General features: G+C 58.7%; 17 protein-coding genes and 4 pseudogenes. 9 read left to right on the forward strand and 12 right to left on the reverse strand.

Annotation, left to right across the window (positions count from 1 at the left end):
• Positions 1-596, forward strand: a 596-nt coding sequence (locus ESO89_RS06220) for a transposase (RefSeq protein ID WP_164932753.1), incomplete at its 5' end; no start/stop codon positions are given.
• A 409-nt stretch (positions 597-1,005) separates the two neighbouring features.
• Here ESO89_RS06220 and ESO89_RS06225 read toward each other — a convergent pair.
• The gene (locus tag ESO89_RS06225; RefSeq protein ID WP_128904738.1) at positions 1,006-2,772 is read right to left on the reverse strand and encodes a transposase; all 1,767 of its coding nucleotides are present in this window, start codon (positions 2,770-2,772) and stop codon (positions 1,006-1,008) included.
• Positions 2,773-4,244: 1,472 nt separating this feature from the next.
• Between ESO89_RS06225 and ESO89_RS06230 the strand changes: the two genes are divergently transcribed.
• Both ESO89_RS06230 and ESO89_RS06235 read left to right on the forward strand, forming a co-directional pair.
• The gene (locus ESO89_RS06230; protein ID WP_128904739.1) at positions 4,245-5,039 is read left to right on the forward strand and encodes an electron transfer flavoprotein subunit beta/FixA family protein; all 795 of its coding nucleotides are present in this window, start codon (positions 4,245-4,247) and stop codon (positions 5,037-5,039) included.
• A complete protein-coding gene (locus ESO89_RS06235; RefSeq protein ID WP_128904740.1) occupies positions 5,036-6,007 on the forward strand; it encodes an electron transfer flavoprotein subunit alpha/FixB family protein in 972 nt (323 codons plus the stop codon). The genes ESO89_RS06230 and ESO89_RS06235 overlap by 4 nt, the downstream gene beginning before the upstream one ends.
• Positions 6,008-6,061: 54 nt before the next feature.
• Here ESO89_RS06235 and ESO89_RS18455 read toward each other — a convergent pair whose 3' ends face one another.
• The gene (locus tag ESO89_RS18455; RefSeq protein ID WP_164932754.1) at positions 6,062-6,448 is read right to left on the reverse strand and encodes a VOC family protein; all 387 of its coding nucleotides are present in this window, start codon (positions 6,446-6,448) and stop codon (positions 6,062-6,064) included.
• 208 nt (positions 6,449-6,656) lie between these two features.
• Positions 6,657-7,124, reverse strand: coding sequence for a DUF5793 family protein (locus tag ESO89_RS06245; protein WP_128904742.1), 468 nt, complete (start codon positions 7,122-7,124; stop codon positions 6,657-6,659).
• Positions 7,125-7,567: 443 nt separating this feature from the next.
• On the opposite strand from ESO89_RS06245, the gene ESO89_RS06250 reads away from it, so the two are divergent.
• Complete coding sequence (locus ESO89_RS06250; protein WP_128904743.1) at positions 7,568-8,020, forward strand: adenylyltransferase/cytidyltransferase family protein; 453 nt, start codon at positions 7,568-7,570, stop codon at positions 8,018-8,020.
• Positions 8,021-8,120: 100 nt separating this feature from the next.
• On the opposite strand, the gene panD is transcribed toward ESO89_RS06250, so the two are convergent.
• Positions 8,121-8,474 carry an aspartate 1-decarboxylase gene (panD, locus tag ESO89_RS06255; RefSeq protein WP_128904744.1) on the reverse strand — a complete coding sequence of 118 codons (354 nt, stop codon included), beginning with the start codon at positions 8,472-8,474 and terminating at the stop codon, positions 8,121-8,123.
• 125 nt (positions 8,475-8,599) lie between these two features.
• The gene (locus ESO89_RS06260) at positions 8,600-9,565 is read right to left on the reverse strand and encodes an MBL fold metallo-hydrolase (protein ID WP_128904745.1); all 966 of its coding nucleotides are present in this window, start codon (positions 9,563-9,565) and stop codon (positions 8,600-8,602) included.
• A gap of 264 nt (positions 9,566-9,829) precedes the next feature.
• On the opposite strand from ESO89_RS06260, the gene ESO89_RS06265 reads away from it, so the two are divergent.
• Entirely contained in the window at positions 9,830-10,231 is a 402-nt protein-coding gene (locus ESO89_RS06265; protein WP_128904746.1) for a cupin domain-containing protein, read from the forward strand.
• A gap of 256 nt (positions 10,232-10,487) precedes the next feature.
• Positions 10,488-11,462 carry a BtrH N-terminal domain-containing protein gene (locus tag ESO89_RS06270; RefSeq protein WP_128904747.1) on the forward strand — a complete coding sequence of 325 codons (975 nt, stop codon included), beginning with the start codon at positions 10,488-10,490 and terminating at the stop codon, positions 11,460-11,462.
• Positions 11,463-11,561: 99 nt separating this feature from the next.
• Here the strand turns inward: ESO89_RS06270 and ESO89_RS06275 are convergent, their stop codons facing one another.
• The 5 genes and pseudogenes from ESO89_RS06275 to ESO89_RS06295 all read right to left on the reverse strand — a co-directional run bounded on the left by ESO89_RS06275 (position 11,562) and on the right by ESO89_RS06295 (position 16,337).
• On the reverse strand, positions 11,562-11,963 hold the full coding sequence (locus ESO89_RS06275; RefSeq protein WP_128904748.1) for a Zn-ribbon domain-containing OB-fold protein: 402 nt from the start codon (positions 11,961-11,963) through the stop codon (positions 11,562-11,564).
• Positions 11,960-13,147: a thiolase domain-containing protein gene (locus tag ESO89_RS06280; RefSeq protein WP_128904749.1), complete on the reverse strand. Its 1,188-nt coding sequence runs from the start codon at positions 13,145-13,147 to the stop codon at positions 11,960-11,962. Before ESO89_RS06280 ends, ESO89_RS06275 begins: the two co-directional genes overlap by 4 nt.
• 72 nt (positions 13,148-13,219) lie before the next feature.
• Positions 13,220-13,755: pseudogene (locus ESO89_RS06285) on the reverse strand (IS1595 family transposase); the annotation flags it as partial.
• Positions 13,741-14,523: pseudogene (locus tag ESO89_RS06290) on the reverse strand (IS66 family transposase); the annotation flags it as partial. The pseudogenes ESO89_RS06285 and ESO89_RS06290, both read right to left, overlap by 15 nt.
• Before the next feature lie 167 nt (positions 14,524-14,690).
• Positions 14,691-16,337, reverse strand: a complete 1,647-nt coding sequence (locus tag ESO89_RS06295; protein ID WP_241686146.1) for a class I adenylate-forming enzyme family protein — start codon at positions 16,335-16,337, stop codon at positions 14,691-14,693.
• A gap of 160 nt (positions 16,338-16,497) precedes the next feature.
• On the opposite strand from ESO89_RS06295, the gene ESO89_RS19360 reads away from it, so the two are divergent.
• Positions 16,498-16,773 (forward strand): hypothetical protein, encoded by a 276-nt coding sequence (locus ESO89_RS19360; RefSeq protein WP_128904751.1) that lies wholly within the window; start codon positions 16,498-16,500, stop codon positions 16,771-16,773.
• A 116-nt stretch (positions 16,774-16,889) separates the two neighbouring features.
• A complete protein-coding gene (locus ESO89_RS19365) occupies positions 16,890-17,171 on the forward strand; it encodes a transposase (protein WP_164932755.1) in 282 nt (93 codons plus the stop codon).
• Positions 17,172-17,221: 50 nt separating this feature from the next.
• On the opposite strand, the gene ESO89_RS06310 is transcribed toward ESO89_RS19365, so the two are convergent.
• Complete coding sequence (locus ESO89_RS06310; protein ID WP_128904753.1) at positions 17,222-18,031, reverse strand: enoyl-CoA hydratase/isomerase family protein; 810 nt, start codon at positions 18,029-18,031, stop codon at positions 17,222-17,224.
• A gap of 92 nt (positions 18,032-18,123) precedes the next feature.
• Positions 18,124-18,808: pseudogene (locus ESO89_RS06315) on the reverse strand (winged helix-turn-helix domain-containing protein); the annotation flags it as partial.
• 92 nt (positions 18,809-18,900) lie between these two features.
• Between ESO89_RS06315 and ESO89_RS06320 the strand changes: the two are divergent.
• Positions 18,901-19,367 (forward strand): annotated as a pseudogene (locus tag ESO89_RS06320) (IS6 family transposase); the annotation flags it as partial.
• Positions 19,368-19,377 lie beyond the last annotated feature (10 nt).

A 19,377-nucleotide genomic window follows, 5' to 3' on the forward strand; every position in this document is an offset into this window, starting at 1 on the left:
TCCATCGTACTGTGCGACGGCTCGTTCGACGAGCAAAAGAGCACGTTCCAATCGAGACAGTGCTGTGTGATCGAGAGTTTGACTCGATACAAGTGTTCCAGACGCTCTCAAACCTCGATGTGAACTACCTCATTCCGAAGCGGGTCTCCAGCTCCGAACGGGAGGTGCTTGACCAAATGGACAAAGACGACCAGGAAGTCGCTGTGGAGTCGGCCTCTGTCCACGTGGAATCTGGATCGCATCCAATGCGACTCCTGTACGTGCCGTCGACGAGTGGGGAGGGAACGGCCGTCTTCGCGACGAATCTACGAGTCGGTCCCGAGGAAGCTGAGACATTCTGTCAGCGCTACAGCCGCCGGTGGCAGATCGAGAGTGAGTACAAATCGATCAAAGGTGATTTTCTCGCGAAGACCTCCTCAAAAGACTACCGCGTTCGCTTGTTCTATTTCGTGTTCGCGGTCCTCTTGTACAATATCTGGCGGCTCACCGACTTCCTGCTGAAAGCGGACATCGACGGCGAGATGGACTACTCACCTGTGATTACTGCGGGCGAGTGTGTTGAGCTCGTTGCCTCGGCGTTGATCCCGCACGACTAATCGGCTGAGCTCTCGCTGGGTCCGCCGCTCAAGAGTGACAACCGTATTCAGCAGCGCCAAAATCCACGCAATTTCGTACGCTCGTCCGGTAGTTCGAGAGTAAAGATTCAAAATTGATCCCCGACCGCTGAGAATCACCACGACTTGATGGCTATTCGATCCAAAACTAGCCTATCTTCCGAAACTGTGGAACATCCAGTGCCTAACTGTTTGGCTTGTTATATAATTCAATGTCTGTGAAATGAAGGAGAGCGGCGAGAACCAGCCGCGATCCGGTCGACGAACCCTGCGACTCACCGATCCACTACCGACTAACCCACCCTCGACTCCGAAATCATGGCGAAAACAGGGTGACAAGGAGACTGCTGTCGCTCACCACTTTACCGCGAACCCGGAAACAGTGGACCCCTCAGCCGCCGGGGTCGAACAGGCAGAACCCCACCAACTCCACGATCTCCCCCGCCAATATCGGCGGATCCTCACCCAAATCCACGTCCACCTCGTCCCGCAACAGGAAGTTCGCCAGCCGCCACACGTTGTACAGGAGGACGCCGATCACGAAGTACAGGAACCGGTTCCGGTAATCATCAGACGCCGACATCGGGATGAAGTGCTTCTTGATCGACTTGTACTCGTTCTCGATCGTCCACCGCCGACGGTACTGCTGAGTCAACCCGAGCCCCCTGTCCGGCGAGACGTGGGCGTTCACCGTGAAGATCACGTAGTCGCCCTTGATGTACTCCTCGTTATCCTTCGCCGTGTCCTTCGGCATGTAGATGAACGACATCGGATGCCGCTCGCCATCGTACTCGAGCCACCCTTGCTCGACGCTCACATCCGCCACGTCGTGCTCGATGGTCTTCTCGATGGCCTCCCTGTCCGCTTCCGCCTGCTTCTTCTTCCCGACCACGTAGAACGCGTCGTGCTGGTCGACGACGTGTCTGACCTCGTGGCTGTCGAACTCGCGGTCGGCGAACACCTTGTTGATGTCCACGTGCTGCTCGGCCTGCTCCAACAGGCGGTCGACCAGCTCGCCTCGCGTGCGCGTGTCGGCGTCATCTGATTCCCACGCCCGCTTGTCGCGGACGGGTTCGATGGCGAGGACGATAGGCGTGTTCCCGGAGACGATGGTGAGGGTGGCGAACTTGTACGCCCGCTGGTGGCTCTCCTTCACCCCGGAGACCATTACCGGGTAGTCCTCCCGGGGATACACTTCCCGCGTCGAGCCGTCGCTATACTCGACTTCAACGGGTTCCTCCCACCACTCCACGTCCTCCTCGTCGCGGAACGGTGACGCCCAGTACGGCCACGTCGTGATGTCAATTGCGGCGTTCACCGGCTCGCGGACGCCGCTGCGGTCACGCCCCGCGATCTCGTCGAGGATGTTCTCGACGCCGGCGTGGAATGCTGGAAGTACTTCGTCGCGGATCAGCCGCCACTCGCTACGACCCGTGCCGTCGATGTAGTCCCAGAGGTCGGTTTCCGGGTCTGGGTCGGCGACCTTCTTCATCGTCCGATTGTGACTGGAGCCGGCGGGCACGGAGTCGCGGTTGCTGAGGCGGGCGAATCGGCGGCTTTTCGTCGTCGTGCCTGCGTCAGCGAGATTGAGGTATCCCTGCCGTTCGAAGTAGGCTTGGAGGGCGTAGCTCGTATTGCTGGCGCGTGGGTCTTGGAATTCGGTGAAGCCGAGGGTGGTGGCCCGCTCGACGGCATCCATGATCTTCTCCTCTTCGATGTCGCTACCATGGATGTCTGCGGGTTCGAGTGCGGGCTCGTACCCTTGGTCGATCACGTCGTGTTCGTAGCAAACCTTGCGGATGCGGTCGGCGGCGTCCTCGATCAGGCTGCGATCGCTCCGCGTGAGGCGGTTGCGCCAGTTGTGGCTGATGCCGGCTTGGGTGATGGGGCGGGGGAGGTTGAATCGGGTGTAGACGTAAGCGGCGCCGCGGAGTCGGCGGGCGGTTTCGGCCTGGCTGAAGCCGTTGAGTTCCTTGTAGAGGAACAATTTAACGATGCCCTTGAGGGGGAAGTCGGCGTCGCCAGACTGCTCGTAGTCGCTGAAGGTGTCAGAGGGGATGTCGAGATGTTTGATGACGCGAGTGGCGTGGTCATGGATATGGCACAGGTCGTCCGCCTGCTCGGCGAGGGCAGCCACAACCCGATGTTCTTCTGTCATAGGTGGACTCTTCCTATAGTGTGGAGGGCCGTGAGTGGACGCATGTAATACTGTGAACCACGGTGCTAAGGAGGCACGCAGGACAGCCAGAGAGGGGCTCCAGCACGGATACGCGTCAAGTGCGCCCCCTCGGTGTCGTGTCGCATGGCGCTGGACGCACCACCATGCGGTGCGCCCGCCACGATGCTGATGGATCCCGCAGAATGCTGGTGAGTGGGCAGCCGCACACACGGTCGGTGAAATGCAGTACTCCTCATAAAGCTATTCTCCTCCTTCAGGTGCTACCTCCCCACCGAGCGGGCGAAGTGGGTGCGGAAACAGGATCAGTCATCGCGTTTGAGAACAACCAACTGTATGCGGGGCGAGCGAGGGACCGCTTCTGCGTATCTACAAGTACGTTAGCCGGATATGTCTCCACTTTCACAAATATCGCACTCTCTACCTCAATATACACTCTATATACGTACAAAATTCGACTATTCATCTCTAAATCTGGCTTATGCAGGAATATAGCGCTCGTATATGATTCGATACGGGATATTTACCTGGAAAAAGAGAAAGTATAGAACCAGAAGTTTACACTCGGGAGATATCTCAATATACGTAGCGTGTGGATGCCGTACGGATGGTGCCCATCCGGGAGCGGGGTGACTACGAGGACGCCGACGTCATCACCAGTACTCCATGAGGACGGTAATCCGGTCGCCGCCACCCGTTTCCAGCGACTCTATCTGCCGGGAGAAGGTACTCCTCCGTCGGTCGGAAACTGCCCGAAGCGGTCGGAATCGACGTGATTTCTGTCGGCTTCCGCGTTGGGACGAATGGCACCCCGGCCCATCCATTGATCGGGCCTCGTCTGGATGAGCCCGCTAACTGACGTGAGACGTGGGAGCCGTCTCCTCGTGCTCCTCGGCGAGAAGACCTGCGACTCGCTGGCCAACCGTCGGGAGTCCGTCACCACCGCTCGGACGATAGCGGTGGCGCCCTGGCCACCCTCCCGATCGGACCGTGCATCGGCCATTGTGGTTCGGTCACTGGGGACACCACACGCATCGAGATCGGGGTCGGTCAGTCACCGCGAGGGCTGGCGAGGCGCCCAGGCAGCCACTTCCAGGACGCGTGGCGATAGCTATTCACAACATAGTGTGATACGTACCCGAATACGGTCCATCTCCTCGGTGAGAAGCGGACGCAGATACCGCCGAGCAGTCGCTCGCTCGCCAATCCACGCACGGTGCTACCCGTCGCTGGTTCCACGTTCCGTTGGTTCGTCGTAGAAGCCGCACAATAGCCTCCGATTCGGCCTGTCCGACCGCTTCATCCACGACCTATCAGGTCGTCCGCCAGTTTGGGCGCACTCGCCGCCGTGTCCCTGTTGGCTCCGAAACCGGCAGCGTCAACCCCCGCGAGAGTCCACCACAGTATGCCTTTGGTAACGTTTAATTCGGACGCACTCGCACACTCTATTGCGTATGAAAATACTTGTCACCGTCAAGGAGGTGGCCACCGTCGAGGACGAGTTCGAGATCAGTGGACTCGACATCGACGACCGCTACCTCACGTACGACCTCAACGAATGGGACGACTACGCCATCGAAGAAGCCGTCCAGATCGCTGAAGAAACCGACGACGTGGACGTCGTCACGGTCACGATCGGGCCCGAGCGCGCCGAAGAGACCATCCGGATGGGCCTGGCCAAAGGTGCAGACCGGGCGATCCGCGTGTGGGACGACGCCATCGAGGGTGCGGCGTACCTCGACGTCGATTCCAAGGCGGCGCTACTGGCTGCTATCGTCGAAGAAGAGGATCCGGACCTGGTCCTCTCGGGCGTCCAGTCTGGGGACGAGTCCAACGGTGCCACGGGCGTCGCCCTCGCCGAGAACATCGGCTTCGAGTGGGCAGCCGTCGTCAACCAGCTCGATCTCGACATCGAGGGCGGCGTCGCCTCCGTCCACCGCGAACTCGAGGGTGGCGTCGAAGAGGTTACCGACGTCGAGACGCCGGCCGTCCTGACGATCCAGTCCGGCATCAATGAGCCGCGCTACGCCAGCCTGCGCGGCATCCGCCAGGCACAGTCCAAGCCGCTCGACGTGCAGTCGCTCGACGACCTCGGGGTCGACGAGAGCGTCGTCGACAGCCCGCTCGCGATGACCGACATGTACGAGCCCGAATCCGAGGACGACGCCACCGTCTGGGAGGGCAGCCCCGAGGAGACCGCCGTGGAGCTTGCGACCTTCCTGCGTGATAAAGGAGTGGTCGAGGGATGACGGACGTGCTCGCAGTCACCGAGCACCGCCGTGGTGACGTGCGTGACGTCAGCTACGAGATCGCGACCGCCGCGCGCCAGTTGGCAGACGAGACTGGCGGTGACGTCCACCTGGCGGTCATCGGCGGCGACGTCGATACCGTCGCAGACCAGGTCAACCGCGAGGGCGTCGACGCCATCCACACCGTCGACGAGGGCGAGGAGTTCAACCACGACATCTACACGCAGGCCGTCGAGCAACTCTACGCCGAGCTGGACCCGCAGTTCCTGCTGGCGCCGAATTCGGTCAACGGCATGGACTACGTCCCCGCAAGCGCAGAGGGGCTCGACCTGCCACTGGTGACCGACGCGGTCGATCTGGAGTACAACGGTAACCTCACCGTCACGCGCGAGCAGTACGGTGGCAAGGTCGAGACGACCATCGATGTCGCCGAGGACAACGCGGTCGTCACGATCCGCCCAGCCGAGTGGGCCCAGGCAGAGGGCGTGGGCGACGCCGACGTCCAGGCGTTCGACGCCGGCATCGACGAGAGCCAGATCAAGACGACGGTCACGGGCTACGAGGAGGTTGCCAGCGGTGACGTCGATATCAGCGAGGCGGAGTTCCTCGTCTCGATCGGCCGCGGGATCGAGGAGGAGGAGAATCTGCCGCTCATCGAGGCGCTCGTGGAGGCGACGGACGCGACCCTCTCCTCGTCGCGCCCCATCGTGGACAGCGGGTGGTTGCCGAAGAACCGGCAGGTCGGCCAGTCGGGCAAGGTCGTGACGCCGGACGTCTACATCGCCATCGGCATCTCCGGGGCGGTCCAGCACGTCGCGGGCATGAAAGGCGCCGAGACCATCATCGCGATCAACACGGACCCGAACGCGCCCATCATGGACATCGCCGACTACGCCATCGTCGACGATCTGTTCGACGTCGTCCCGCTGCTCATCGAGGAGTTCGGCGGGACACCGCCCGACGTCTGACGCGGACGGAGCGGGTGGCTGCAGCGCGGACGCTGTCAGGCGCCGGGACAGCCACTACCCGTTTTGGTGTTCGATGAAGTAGAGGACGTTGCCGCTGGGATCGCGGACGCCTGCCATGCGTAGGCCCCAGTCCTCGTCGGTCATCGGTTCCAGGAAGAACGCGACGTCATCCTTTCGGTTTCGGTAGGTCTGGTCGACATCTTCGACACGCACGGATACGTGATCGATGCCGACGGGGTTGTCAAAGAGTTCTGCATCGCGATGGGTCGTCGTTTCGTTGTCGGTTTCGAACACGTAGAGGGACGCCGACTCCGGGGCTGGTCGCACGGCTGCTTCCTCGGACGAATACCGCTCAACCTCGAACCCCAGTTGTTCGTAAAACGACACGGCCGCGTCGAGATCGGTAACTGCAGTCCCAATGTTGTCTACGGTCGGTGGCACAAGGAACCCCGACGCGTTCGACGTCCATAAATCGGGGCTGCCGACGCCGACGATGGAAACCCGAAACAGAGGCGATCGAAGCGTTACGTGACCATATTCAAACCCAGCCGTCTCCGCGACGGTAGCGGTTACGCAGGTGAGACGATCCAGTACAAGAAGCGGCACCTCCGGGTGAAAGGTGCTCCCCCAGTAGATCTGAATCCACCGATCATAGCTCAATGTCACTCGGGATAAGACTGGCGTGTCGACGGAGCGTTCCATTCGCGTCGTACACAAGCAACAGTGTCTTCTCGAACACCGTGACCGTCTCAGCGTTCGCCTGCATCACTATCCGATACGCTGCTTGGTGACCGGTACGGGCTGCGTACTCTCGTACTGCCTGTACGAACTCGAGAATCGGCTCCTCTTGCGTTTTGATTTCGAGCACGTATGCGCCGGTCACACGGTCGCTGAGACTGAGAACGCCCTCGTCCGTCCCATCGCTCGGCGACAGGCCGCGGAACGAGACATCGACCGCCTCCTCGTTGATATCGTCGGGCAGTCGCTCGCTCAGCAACTCCTGGAGCCGGTCACGTGACCCATCGAAGGCGAGTCGGAGTACCGGCTGACCTGAATCCGCACCGGTACCAGCCAACCCCGTGGTGGTGAACCCGATGGTGAACTGGTCGCCCTGCATCTCCGATACGTGGTGATAGCGAGTGAGAACCCTTGAGGGTTCGCATCCCCCGTGACGGTGCGGATCTGCAGTCTCCAATGAGTCGTCACCGGCCTACCACGACGATACTGTCCCCGATAGCAGAGACAGGAACGGAGGAGGTGGAACGGAGGGAACTTGAAATCGCCATGTCGACGAATCATAACTCGGTGACCGTCCAGTCACACGACTCACTGATGCAGCGATATCGGTGCTGTCCCACGGAACATGATAGTCGGATCGGGATGGTCGTCTTCGGCATCCACAGCATCCGACATAATGATACGGTCACTCGAAGTTTCGGAGAGCGACGGCCACGGGCATCGCGAGTGGCCGTTTCTGGGCTAGATTTGAGCGTCAATCGGTGAGTGGGAGGGTGCCGGAGCCTCGACGCATTCATACGGCGTGATTCGTAACAGAGTGGTATGGAACGCGTCATGGCACAGGGAACGTTCGATATCCTTCATCCGGGACATCTCCATTACCTTCGTGAGAGCGCCAGCCTGGGAGACGAACTGTATGTCGTTATCGCACGGGACTCCCGTCAGACGGCTAAAAAGGACCTCTTCATGGATGAAGAAAGTCGGCGTACGGTCGTCGACGCACTCGAAATCGTTGATGCAGCGGTGTTGGGGGCAGAAGGAAGCATCTTCGATAGCGTTGATCGAATCGTCCCGGACATCATCACAATCGGGCACGACCAAGACTTCGAGCCGCCCACCCTTGAGGCAACGTTGCGAGAACATGGGTATTCAGGAGTCGATGTTGTTCAGATTGGCCCATACGATGACGGCGGGGTTCAGTCGTCGAGCGACGTGAAAGACCGGATCGCACGGCGGCGAGGTGTAGAGGTGTTCGAATACACACATGAAAAATAATCCAGCCCGAGACGTATTCACCGTGCTAACCGGATCTGCGATGTGTTGACTGCAGCCTCTGCCACGCGACCCAAGAATCCCCTGTTATGAGGTTTCTCTTTCAGTCGCCGTTTGTCTGCTCGGTGATTGTATTCATCTCGTCAACCAGGATGATCGACGGATCGTGATGCTCGTCTTCGGCGTACCTTGCATACGACATGATGATAACGATGTCGCCCGGCTCGGCGAGCCGGGCGGCGGCGCCGTTCAGACAGACCTCGCCATCGTCCCCGGCAATCGCGTACGTCTCGAACCGGCCACCAGTCGTCACGTTCACGACCTGCACGCGTTCGTGAGGGACGATATCAGCGGCCGCCAGCAGTTCAGTATCGACGGTGATACTTCCCTCGTATGCTTTGTCCGTCGCGGTCACCCGCGCCCGATGGATCTTCGATTTCAACAGCGTTCGATGCATAGATTCCTCTGCGTTCCCTGTGGGTACTATCGATCAGCGGGGTCATTAATGGCATGGGTCTTCGAATGAAGCCGATTCACTGCTCCACTCGATCTGCATACAGTTCCCCCTGCGGCTGCCAACAGCTACATGATTGCGTCAAGCGCGGGGCGCTCAGGACGCACGCGGTAGCCGTCTTCTGTGCGCTCGACGAGCCCGTGGTGATCGAGGTGGTCGAGGTGCGCGTACGCTTCACCGGGCCCGTGCAGGATGTGGATCCCCTCCAGCTCACCGAACAGGTGGGCGCTCACCGTCCAGGCGTCGGCAGGGCCGTGCTCGCGGAGGACGTCGAGAACACGGCTCGCACGCTCGCGGTGATGGGAGACGATCTCCTGAGCGCGGGCAGTGGGGTTCTCGATCACGTCGCGGTGGCCCGGCCAGACCCGCGCGAACTCCTCGTTCGCAAGTCGCTCGAGCGTGTCGAGGTACGTCGCGAGCGGTTTGTCGACGCGGACGTCCGCCCCGCCGACGTTCGGGGTGTACTTCGGGAGGATGGCGTCACCGACGAACGCCTCGCGCCCAGAGTCACCGTCAAACGCGAAACAACAGAGGCCGGCCGCGTGCCCCGGTGCGTGTAACACGCGAAGGTCCCTCGCTCCACCGTCGATCGTCGCACCCTCGGCGATGGATTGGACGGTCGGTGGCTGGCCAACGAGGTGGTCATCCGCGAGCGCCGATCGGAGTTCGTCCTGCGCAGCCGGTGGTATCCCCCACTCGTCGAAGTACGCGCGCTGGCGGTCGTGGAGCGCGTCGAGGGCGTCGGGATCCCGTCGGACGAGTGGCGCATCGGCCTCGTGAACGTACACGGTCGCTCCGCTCTGGGCCTGGATGTCACCGGCGAGCCCGGTGTGGTCGGGGTGCCAGTGCGTCAACACGATCTGGTCGATGTCCGCGAAGCCGAGGCCGCGCTCGTGAAGTTCGGTCGCGAATTGCTCGCGGATGCGTGGTGTCGCGATTCCGGTGTCGACGAGCGTGACCGATCCTGTGTCGGACAGCAGGTAGGCGTTGTTCCGTCCCTCGAACTCGTGGTTTCCGAACGTCAAGACGTGCACGCGTACGTACACGACTCGGAACGGTGATAGTGGTATCGGATACGGTCATCTGTTCTTCGGCGGATGACGGCGCGACCGGTGTGGGGCGCGTCGTCTCGGCCCCTCGATTTGGCCTGCGGTCGGAACAGTAAATCCGAATGGTGGTTCACGCCTGCCACGGCATCGTCGTCAGAGCGGGGGTTGACCGGTACGCTCCCGGCGTTAACGGCAGACGGCGGTGTCTGGCACACTAGCTTTATCCGTCGGTTCGCAGTACCGTGTCACATGGAGTACGAGTACGTCCACGAGGACGACGTACCGCGCGTCGACCTGTCCGAGAACGACGACATGCCGCCGGACCACGACATCCGTTCGATCGACGAGGCCCTGGGACTCAAGAACATGCGGGCGAAAGTGTGGTACATCGAACCGGGTGACGAGATCGGCTACCACGCACACAGCGAGCAGGAAGAGGTGTTCTACGTGTTGGAGGGCACGTTCAGTTTGAAACTCGGCCGGTCCGGCGAGACCGAGACGGTAGAGGCCGAGCCTGGAACGTGGTGGGCAGCGGAACCGATGGTCGGCCACGGCCATCGGAACGTCGGCGACGAAACTGGCATCGTCCTCGCGTTCGGCGCACCGGCCGTGGACGACGCAGGCCTGAATCCCCAAGAACTCGACGAATGAGCGCTGACGACGGCTACCAGCCGTCGGACATCGTCTGTTCCGCGACGGCGACGCGACGAACAGTGACCCGCTCCCGACCGTGACCGAGGTCGACCATCGGACACATTCCTCGTTCGCGTCGAGTACCAACGCGGAGTACTACTACTCCCGAACCAGCCAGTGCGCCATGAGTGACGGTACGGCCGAACTGTGCCGGAGCGCCGACGGACCCCGGACGACCGGTACCGTTTTTTCGGTCGCTGCCGCATCGACGAGCATGCATGGATACTCGCACACGCCGGGAGACCATTGCGGGTCCGCGTCCCTCCGGAATCTAAGTGCATTCCACGACTGGGGATTCGACGAACCCGCCTGTTTTGGACTGGGAGCGGGCATTGGCTTCGGCTACCACGAGGAGGGCTCCACATCACGGATGATCATTGGCCGGAATGCACACCTCGAACCGGCGTTCTTCGATCACCTCGGTCTCCCCGTCACCCACAGGGACGGTCAGTCTCGCGACGCCGCCTGGGATGCGCTCGAGACACGTCTCGAGTCGGGGCCGGTCCTGTGTTTCGTCGACCTCTACTACCTCCCGTACTTTGGGAGTGACACGCACTTCGGTCCCCACACGGTCGTCGTCGCTGGGACCGACGCCGACACCGTGACGATTTCGGACAGCGAGTTCCCGGAGCCCAAGTCGGTCACGAGAACCGAGTTCGACGCCGCTTGGAGTTCGGAGCACGGTTTCGGCCCCCTCGACCGTCGCTGGCTCGCCGTCGACGACTCGACAGGACGGACAGCCGTCGAAGATGCAACCCGGGACGCCGTCGAGTCAGCGACGAAAACGATGCTGGAGGGTGGCCGAGGGTTCGGTAGCGGTGGCGTGGCTGCAATCCGGGCGTTCGCGAACGAACTGCCCGAGTGGACCGCATTCGACGACGTGCAGTGGATGGCCCGGTTCGCGTACCAGAACATCGAGCGTCGCGGGACGGGCGGCGGCGCGTTCCGCCGGCTCTACGCCGACTTCCTCGACACCCTCGGAACGGACGTCGGCTTCGATCCCCGGTTCGGCGAGCGCATGCACCGCATCGCGGACGACTGGACAGTCCTGGGCGAGGAGTTGAAGGTCGTCAGCGAGACCGACGACGAGGACGAACGAGCGGGACATCTCATTGACGCGAGCGAGCAGGCACAGACGCTTGCGGACCGCGAGGAAGAACTGTTCGAGGATCTCGCGGCGGTGATGTGACCCGCTTCCGGGGCACGCGGCTGGGCTCTGCTGTTTTGCGTTTGACGGTGCCGCCGGGCGCGAGGCGTTCGTCGGGGACGCCATCCTGCCGAAGTGTCTCTACTTCGGAGTGAACCGGGGTAGCGAGGCAGATTCTGACGCTTCATCGAAGACCACTTCGACTTCGTCACCGATTTCAGTCTCGTCGGGGTCGGCGCCGACAATATTGGTCATCACTCGAGGGCCTTCCTCAAGTTCGACGTACGCGAGGATGTACGGGGCCGCTTCTCCGTAGGCCCCCCCTGCCTGATGGGTTACCGTATACGCATAGATCTCTCCCTGTCCAGATTCGGTCCACTCAGTGTCGTCACTTCCACAGAACGGGCAGAACGTCCGCGGGTAGTGGTATGCGTCGCCACAGTCGTTGCAGTGGCGAATCAGAAGTCGGCCCTCGGTCGTTGCCTCCCAAAACTCCTCCGTTTCCGGGGTGATACTTGGTTCGGGGGCAGGGAGGTCACTCATTGGTATCCCTCCTCTCCGAGGATGAGGGTTGCACTTCCCATTCGCGTCCCGAGACTACCGCCTGTGCCGTGAGCGAGACCGATCTCGCAATCGGGGACTTGTACCTCTGGATTAGTCTCGCCTCGTAGTTGACGTACCGTCTCGATGACCTTGGTCATGCCTCCCTGATTGGCGGGATGATTGTTACACTGGCCACCGCCGTCGGTGTTGAACGGGAGGTCGCCGTCGGGTGCTTGCAGGGTGCCTCCTTCGACGAACTCGCCACCCTCGCCTTTCTCACAGAACCCAAGGTCCTCGATGGTCTCGAGTACGGTGATCGTAAACGAATCGTAAATCGAGGCGTAGTCGACGTCATCGGAACCGACGCCTGCTTCTTCGTACGCACGTGGACCAGACCAAACGGCGCCTGTATAGGTGAGATCGATATTCCCACCGTTAACGTGTTTCGGTGCTTCCCCGTGACCGAGAACAACTGGACACTCTCGGTCCAGTTCGTCGGCCACCTCGGGACTCACGACAACGACCGCACCGCCGCCATCAGTGATTGTACAGCAATCCAACAAGTTTAACGGCTCGCTAATCGGCCGGGAATCAACCACGTCCTCAACCGTTACTGGTTCCTGATACATCGCGTTTTCATTGTACTGGGCATGGAGCGATGTGGCTGCCCTAATCTCAGCCAGTTGCTCGTGGGTCGTTCCATACTCGTGTATGTGCCGGGCGGCTGCCAGGGCGTACATGCCAACCGTTGAAGTACCGAACACGTCCTCAAAAGCCCCTTCTGGAGCGTTTTGACCTATTCCCCCCTCTGTATCCGTACCCACTTCTTGACCAACCGAACGCGGTCGTCCAGCTAGCGAAATGACGGCAACGTCGGACTTTCCCTGGGCGATCGCAGCGGCGGCGTGACCGACGTGAGCAACGTAGGAGGACCCCCCAATCATCGTCGAATCAAGATACGACAAATCTTCGCCGTTCAACCCGAGGTAGTCTGCCATCGTAATTGGTGCCATCATCCCGGGGCCAGTGACGAACAGACTATCGACATCGCCCTTCTCAAGACCTGCATCGCGTAGCGCCCCCTGGATCACCTCGGCATGAATCTCTGCTGTCGACTTGTCCGGAATTTCACGTTGTGGGTGCTCGAAGACTCCTGCAACAGCTGCTTTGTTGCGAATACTCATTAGGGTATTCTCTAGTTAATCGCCTACACAATAGTCGATAAAGGTTTCGTTGTTCCAGAACATTATGCCCCATCACGATGACTCAGCACCTATGAGTGAGCTGAACCAACTGGTGCGGGAATTCAGCAGCAGGGCAAGGAAGTCCAGGTATCCCTGGAGGTGATATTTGAAGACTTCGCGGAATTTACTGAGCCATTGACGGATGAAACTGTGTCGGTTCTCACAGGAGTTAGTGTGCATCGCCGATGACGAAGTGGTCGGAGTGGTTGACGACCAGGTGGCCGTCAACCCCATCATGTACCTCGATTTCATTGTAGATATCGTACTGATCCGTATACAGAATTACGCTTCCATCGCCGTACTCGGCAATGTCTCCGTCAGAACCCTGACATTCTCTCGAACGAAGAATCGAACTCGTCCGTCGCCTCGACGGACGAGTGTAACGACTGGTGGTTTGTCGCCTTGGAAGTCTCCGCGCCCCATTTTGAGAGGCCACGTTCGCGGCCGTCTTTCTCTTCATCGCCTTTCTCGCAGGCTGTGACGTAGATTTCGTCGGCTTCGCAGACATCGCTGAGCGTGAACTCGTCGATCTCTTGGTCACCGTCACGCTTGATGCCGGTTTCGTCAACGTGGACGATCTCAGCCTCCTGAATCTGTCTGCGAATCTGCTCGTACTCACAGCGACCGGCGCGCGCAGCGCGCTCGGTCGCGTGCCACGCGGACGCGCCCGAGAGTTCCAATCCGTGCAGTTGGTCGAAGCGATCAGCGATCTTCCGGTAGGGGAGTCGATGATCGTACCGGGACAGCGCGGCTTGAGCGATGACGTTCACCCCGAACTGCCCCTCACCGGGGCAGTCGGGGTGAGAGGCAACGGTCTGTGTTCCACAGGAGTCACACTCGTAGTGGTGGCGGTTGTACTGGGTGATTTCGGGCGGCTGTGGATCAGGGATCTCCTCGACGAGTCGGGGGCTGACGCCCGCCGACTTGTCGAAGTGTTCGCCACACTCGGGACAGCACTCACAGGTGACCTCGACGACCTCGTCTGGGTCAGCTACTGTCCGCCACTCTGGGTCGTGTCCTTCGTTCCGGCCTGGCGTTCCGCCGTCAGTTCGGACATCATCGTCCTCGTCGTCTTGCGCGGTCGGCGACTCGTCGGTCGCCGACCGTCGCTTGCTCGGCGGCGTGTGTGGATTCTCGTACTTGCGAAGGCGTGTTTCGAGCTCCTCTATCCGCTCGTCCTTCTGGTCAAGTTGCTCTTGCAGTTGGTCGATTTTCTCATCCTTCCGCTTGTTCTCCTGCTCGAGTTCTTCGACTCGTTGCTCAAGCTGGAGAAACCGAGAGAGCAGCTCGTCTTTGGTGAGATCGTCACCGGTCACAGAGCCCACCTCCCGGCGAGGACAGCAGAGCCACCGGGATGGGCTCCGCCACGGAGCCCATCCCTCAGAGCTGCACCAGATCTCTGCTGCCAGTGCATACGGCCCCCAGTGAACGCCTCCTACGAGACAGTGACGAAATCAGTCCGGGCTAAACACATACGTTATTCTTATTCCGGCACGCGTTGATCGTCAGTAACGGGACGCTCCTCCAGTTTATGAGCTTGAAGCTTCCCCGTGCTGCTTCTTGGTAGGTCCTCAGGTGAGACGAACTCGTAAAAACGAGGTCGTTTGTAATTGGCGACTATTTCCTTCATGTGTTTATCAAGCTCACGTCGGTCAATACTCTCTTTCCCCTCTACCGGCGAGACTACTGCTTTAACTGCCTCACCCCATTGTTCGTCTGACACGCCGATAACTGAAACTTCCTCCACCTCGGGATGGGTCCGAAGTGCCTCTTCGATCTCCCCGGCGGGGATATTTTCTCCCCCACTCTTGATAATCCTTTTTTTACGGTCAACGAATCTTAATGTCCCATCTTCATTACGAACGACTACGTCACCCGTATGGAGCCATCCATCTTGGAATGCCTTTTCATTCTCTTCCTGATTTTTGACATATCCACTCATTACCGTTGGCCCGCGAGCAACCAGTTCACCTCGCTTTCCCGGCGGGACTTGGTTACTATCTTCGTCAACCACACGGATATCAATAAACAGACTCTCCTGCTTGGGATATTCATCAATTTCATCACCCAGGTTAATAAACGTACCACACGCTAGATTCCATGAACTCTCAGTCATCCCTAATGCATCCATGTACGGAGCCTCCGTAATGTCCATTAGTTCTTGTAGTGTGTCTGGACTTATGAGATTGGCGTATCCACCTGTAGCTTGAAAGCTTGTCAGGTCGTATTCGTCCCGCTTAGGATGGTTAACGAATGGCTGGAGGACACCTGGTAATAGCAACGTGTTTGTCAGCTCTTCTTCTTCGACCAGTTCATACATCTGTTCAATATCAGGTTCTGGCATCGTAACGTACTTCCCTCCCGAAAAGAGGGTTGCATGCATCGATTCTTCCCCACCACAGTGATAAAGTGGGAGCCAGCCGAGGAACCCACTTTGCTCCTTTAGTTCTAGATGATGGGCAATTCGAAGAGCCCTGAAAATTGTAGCTTCGTGGGAGATCGCGACTCCCTTGGGCTTACCCGTTGTTCCACTCGTGAACAAAACGTTGAATATGTCATTGTCAGCAACACTTATGCTTGGATCGCTCGTCGAATGCCCCTTAATGAATGATTCGTATTCCCCACCCCCGCTCGAGTTACTGATTTGAATGATTTCTTCGAGTTTTGGAAGTTCATCCTCTATCTCTGCGATTGGGGCACCGACAGTCTCACTCACAAAGATAGCGTTTGCCTCGGAAAGGGAGAGACAGTGATTGAGTGTTTCACCCTCGGCTCTCGAATGCAGAGCTGCAACGGTAATACCAGCTTTCGCTCCCGCGTAGTATACCTCAGCGAATTCGGGCCGTGGCTCAGAAATAACAGCTATAGTATCCCCCGGTTCCATACCATTGTCAAGAAGCGCATTTGCAATTTGATTTGTGCGTGTTTCAAGTTCTTCAAAGGTCACGCGTCGTTTCGGTGATACAATAGCGTCCTGATCGCCGAACACCCGTGCACCCTTTCGGACTAAGTCTCCCACTGTTAGGCTACGAGCCTGTTCAATTTCGGGCATATTTCCCATGTCAAATGCTGCCATGAAATCCCTGTAGTCCTGCTTGACTATAAAGTTTTCCTCGCCCTGCAGTATCAGTGGCATATGATCGTTCCGTCTTTGGGAGCCATCGAGCAAAGTTCGCCTTCGTCGGCGTAGTGCTCACCGTGATAGGGGTAGTCAATATAGTCGATGAAGACGATTCTCGACCCCCGTTGCCGGCTGGAAACACGCCGTCCTGCACTTTCTCCGGCTTCACATGGAAGTCACGCTTCAAGAAGTCCTCGACTGGGCCGAGGAGATGAAGTGGGTACGAGCCGCGCTCGAGAACGAGCACGGCGAGTTCCCCGGCCCATCTGCGCTCTGCAAATCGTTCGATCGCACTCCGATGCACATCTGGCGAGAGCTGTTCCAGCTCTCGTCAGAGCTGCTCGATCAGTCCGGCCACGCCGCTATCGACGCCACCTACTTCGACCGCCGACAGGCGTCGAACCACTACCTCAAACGCTGTAAACGTGAGTTACAGACCGTCTAAGCCACATTTCTCGTCGATACCGCGCAGGGCGCGGTAATCGACGTCCATTGTAGTGCGAAGTGGCCCAATGGGACGAATGTCGGCCTGCAGGTCGCCCTGCGGAACGCAGACGACCTGTGGAGCCTCGTCGCCGACAAGGGCTACGACGACATGAGCTTCCGCGAGGAACTCCGCGCTTAAGGTGTCCGACCGCTGATCAAGCACCGCGTCTTCGTACGATCACGCGCACAACGCCCAAAATCGATGATGAACTCTACAACCAGCGGTCGGTGTGTGAAACCGTGAACTCAGTGATCAAGCGCTCGAACGGCTCCGCCGTCCGGGCGCGAGCGTGGTATCGCCAATTCCGTGAAATCGTACTCGCCGCCACAGTCTACAACGTCGAACAAGGCCGTTAAACAGTGGATCCCGTCGCCTCTGCGGATTAAATGAAGCCCTGGATGTCCCATTAATCGTCGGCTCGCCACGAGGGTTCTTCGTCTTCAAAGAAGGACTTTGGGCCTTCTTCGGCATGGGGATGGGCAAACACCTCGTCAAGGATCCGGTCTTCGAACAGGAAGGCATCTTCGGGTGATTTTTCGAGTCCTCGATTGACGATTTCTTTGATCTTGCTTACTGCGAAGGGACTGTTCTCAATGATGCGATCGGCGATTTCTTCCGCTCGGTCGAGTGATTCGCCTTTGGGAACGACTTCGCTCACGAGACCGGCCTCGTGGGCGAACTCGGCTGAAAACAGATCTCCGGTAAGTAGGAAGTGCATTGCATACGCATAGGGAATCTGGCGCGGGAGGCGTACGTGCGAACCGCCACCCGGAACAATCCCCCATCGCGGCTCTTGAAGGCCGAAACGGGCATGTTCTTCCGCGATACGGATGTCTGTTGCCTGTAAAAACTCCATACCGCCGGCAATACAAACGCCGTTGACAGCGGCAATAATCGGAGTAGTGAGGGAATCATATTTAAACATGAAGTCATTGACATCAACACCCTCCATCGCCGATTCCTCACCGCGAGCCTCCGATCCTAATTCGGGAATTGTTTGGGCTAGATCGGCACCCGAAGAGAATGCTTCTTCGCCTGCGCCTGTCACGATGATGACTCGTACTTCGTCGGTGTCATCCGCGTGCTTGATGGCCCTTATAGCCCCATCCATTAGTTCTGGCGTAAGAGCATTGTGTTCGTCAGGGCGGTTGAACGTGATATACGCTTTATATTCTTCCACCTCGTATGTGAGGTGATCAGTTTCTATATTGATCATCCTGAATAGGTCATTAGGTACATGGTGCTCTTAGTTGATAAAACTACTTCTCAACGGTCAAGCGAACGCAGGACTCCGCCCTGCGTTTGCGGTTCTGGAGGCAGATAGAACGTCTCGCCGAAATCACGGACTGCATCGAGTAGCTTGCTTGATGATGTCCTACGCGCCCGCCACTGGGAGTGGCGGGCGCTCTCCCTCTAGAAACCACGCATAGATCAACGTTAAGAGAACCTGTCGCATCTGATCAATGGTCAGGCTTGTGTATTCATCATCCAGGTTGTCGCGTTTTTTGAAGTCTTCTTGCCAGGCTTCCTGTGCTCGTTCGTCGGATTTGTGGTACTTTGACCAGTTTGTTCTGGAAGACAGCTCGGCCTCGGACATCAATCGCTGGACGTGGCGTTTACAATACTCAACGTCGAATTCCTCAGAGAAGTAGTGAAGCACCAACGGTAACAGACCACGCGAGCGCGTCGTCTCCGACTTCTTCGGGTGACCCGTGAAGAGCATCAACGAACTGCTCATACTGTCCCTCAGAGAATTCGAATGGTCTACCCTCTCGTGGTTTGTCGTAGAGAATCTCCTCGAACGGGCCGCCAACGAGCCATTCGAGGCGGGTAAACCATTTCGAGGCCCAACTTCTAGAAATCCGTACAGTGCGGTGGCGTCTGTTTGGGTCAGATCGTCGATCTCTTTGTAGGTGATCATAACCACGTGACGCTTTGTCGCATCTACCGCCGCCAAGATTTGGGTCTCGTCACAAAGTCGTCTCGGGCCCATCTCTGGTAGCATCAACTGACAATTCCATAGTGAGGCACTGTCTAGTTAAGCCAGTTTGAGAAGTGAGCAGGTCGTTGAGTTTGTTTGGGACAATGCTCGCAGACCTGCTCAGCGAGAGCTATGCGGCGGATTTTGATGAATCTTGGGAGCGTGAGCGGACGGTTGTTCGCTCAGAGAGACAACAACGGTTCTCGCGGAATTGGGCGTAGAACGCTCTCACCAAGCAGTTTGGCAGTGGGTACATTGGCTGGCAGACAGCGTTCCTGATCCGCCGACGGCGAAGCCGTCAAGGGCCGCGGTTGACGAGACTGCTGTCAAAATTAACGGAGAATGGTCTTGGTTGTATGCTGCAATAGACCTCGACACGAAGTTGATTCTCGACGTCGCATTGTTCGGTCGGCATGGAACCGACCCTGCGGCGGCGTTTCTGCATGGACTCCGCGAGAAACACGATCTCTCCGATGCGGTGATTCTGGTCGATCAGTTCGGTTATCGGACTGCCCTCGCTCGATTAGGACTGAACGGTCGGGTGGACTATACCGACCGGAACCTCATCGAAAACTGTCCTA

It is taken from the genome of Halorubrum amylolyticum (assembly GCF_004114995.1).
In the GTDB taxonomy this organism is placed as follows: Archaea; Halobacteriota; Halobacteria; order Halobacteriales; family Haloferacaceae; genus Halorubrum; species Halorubrum amylolyticum.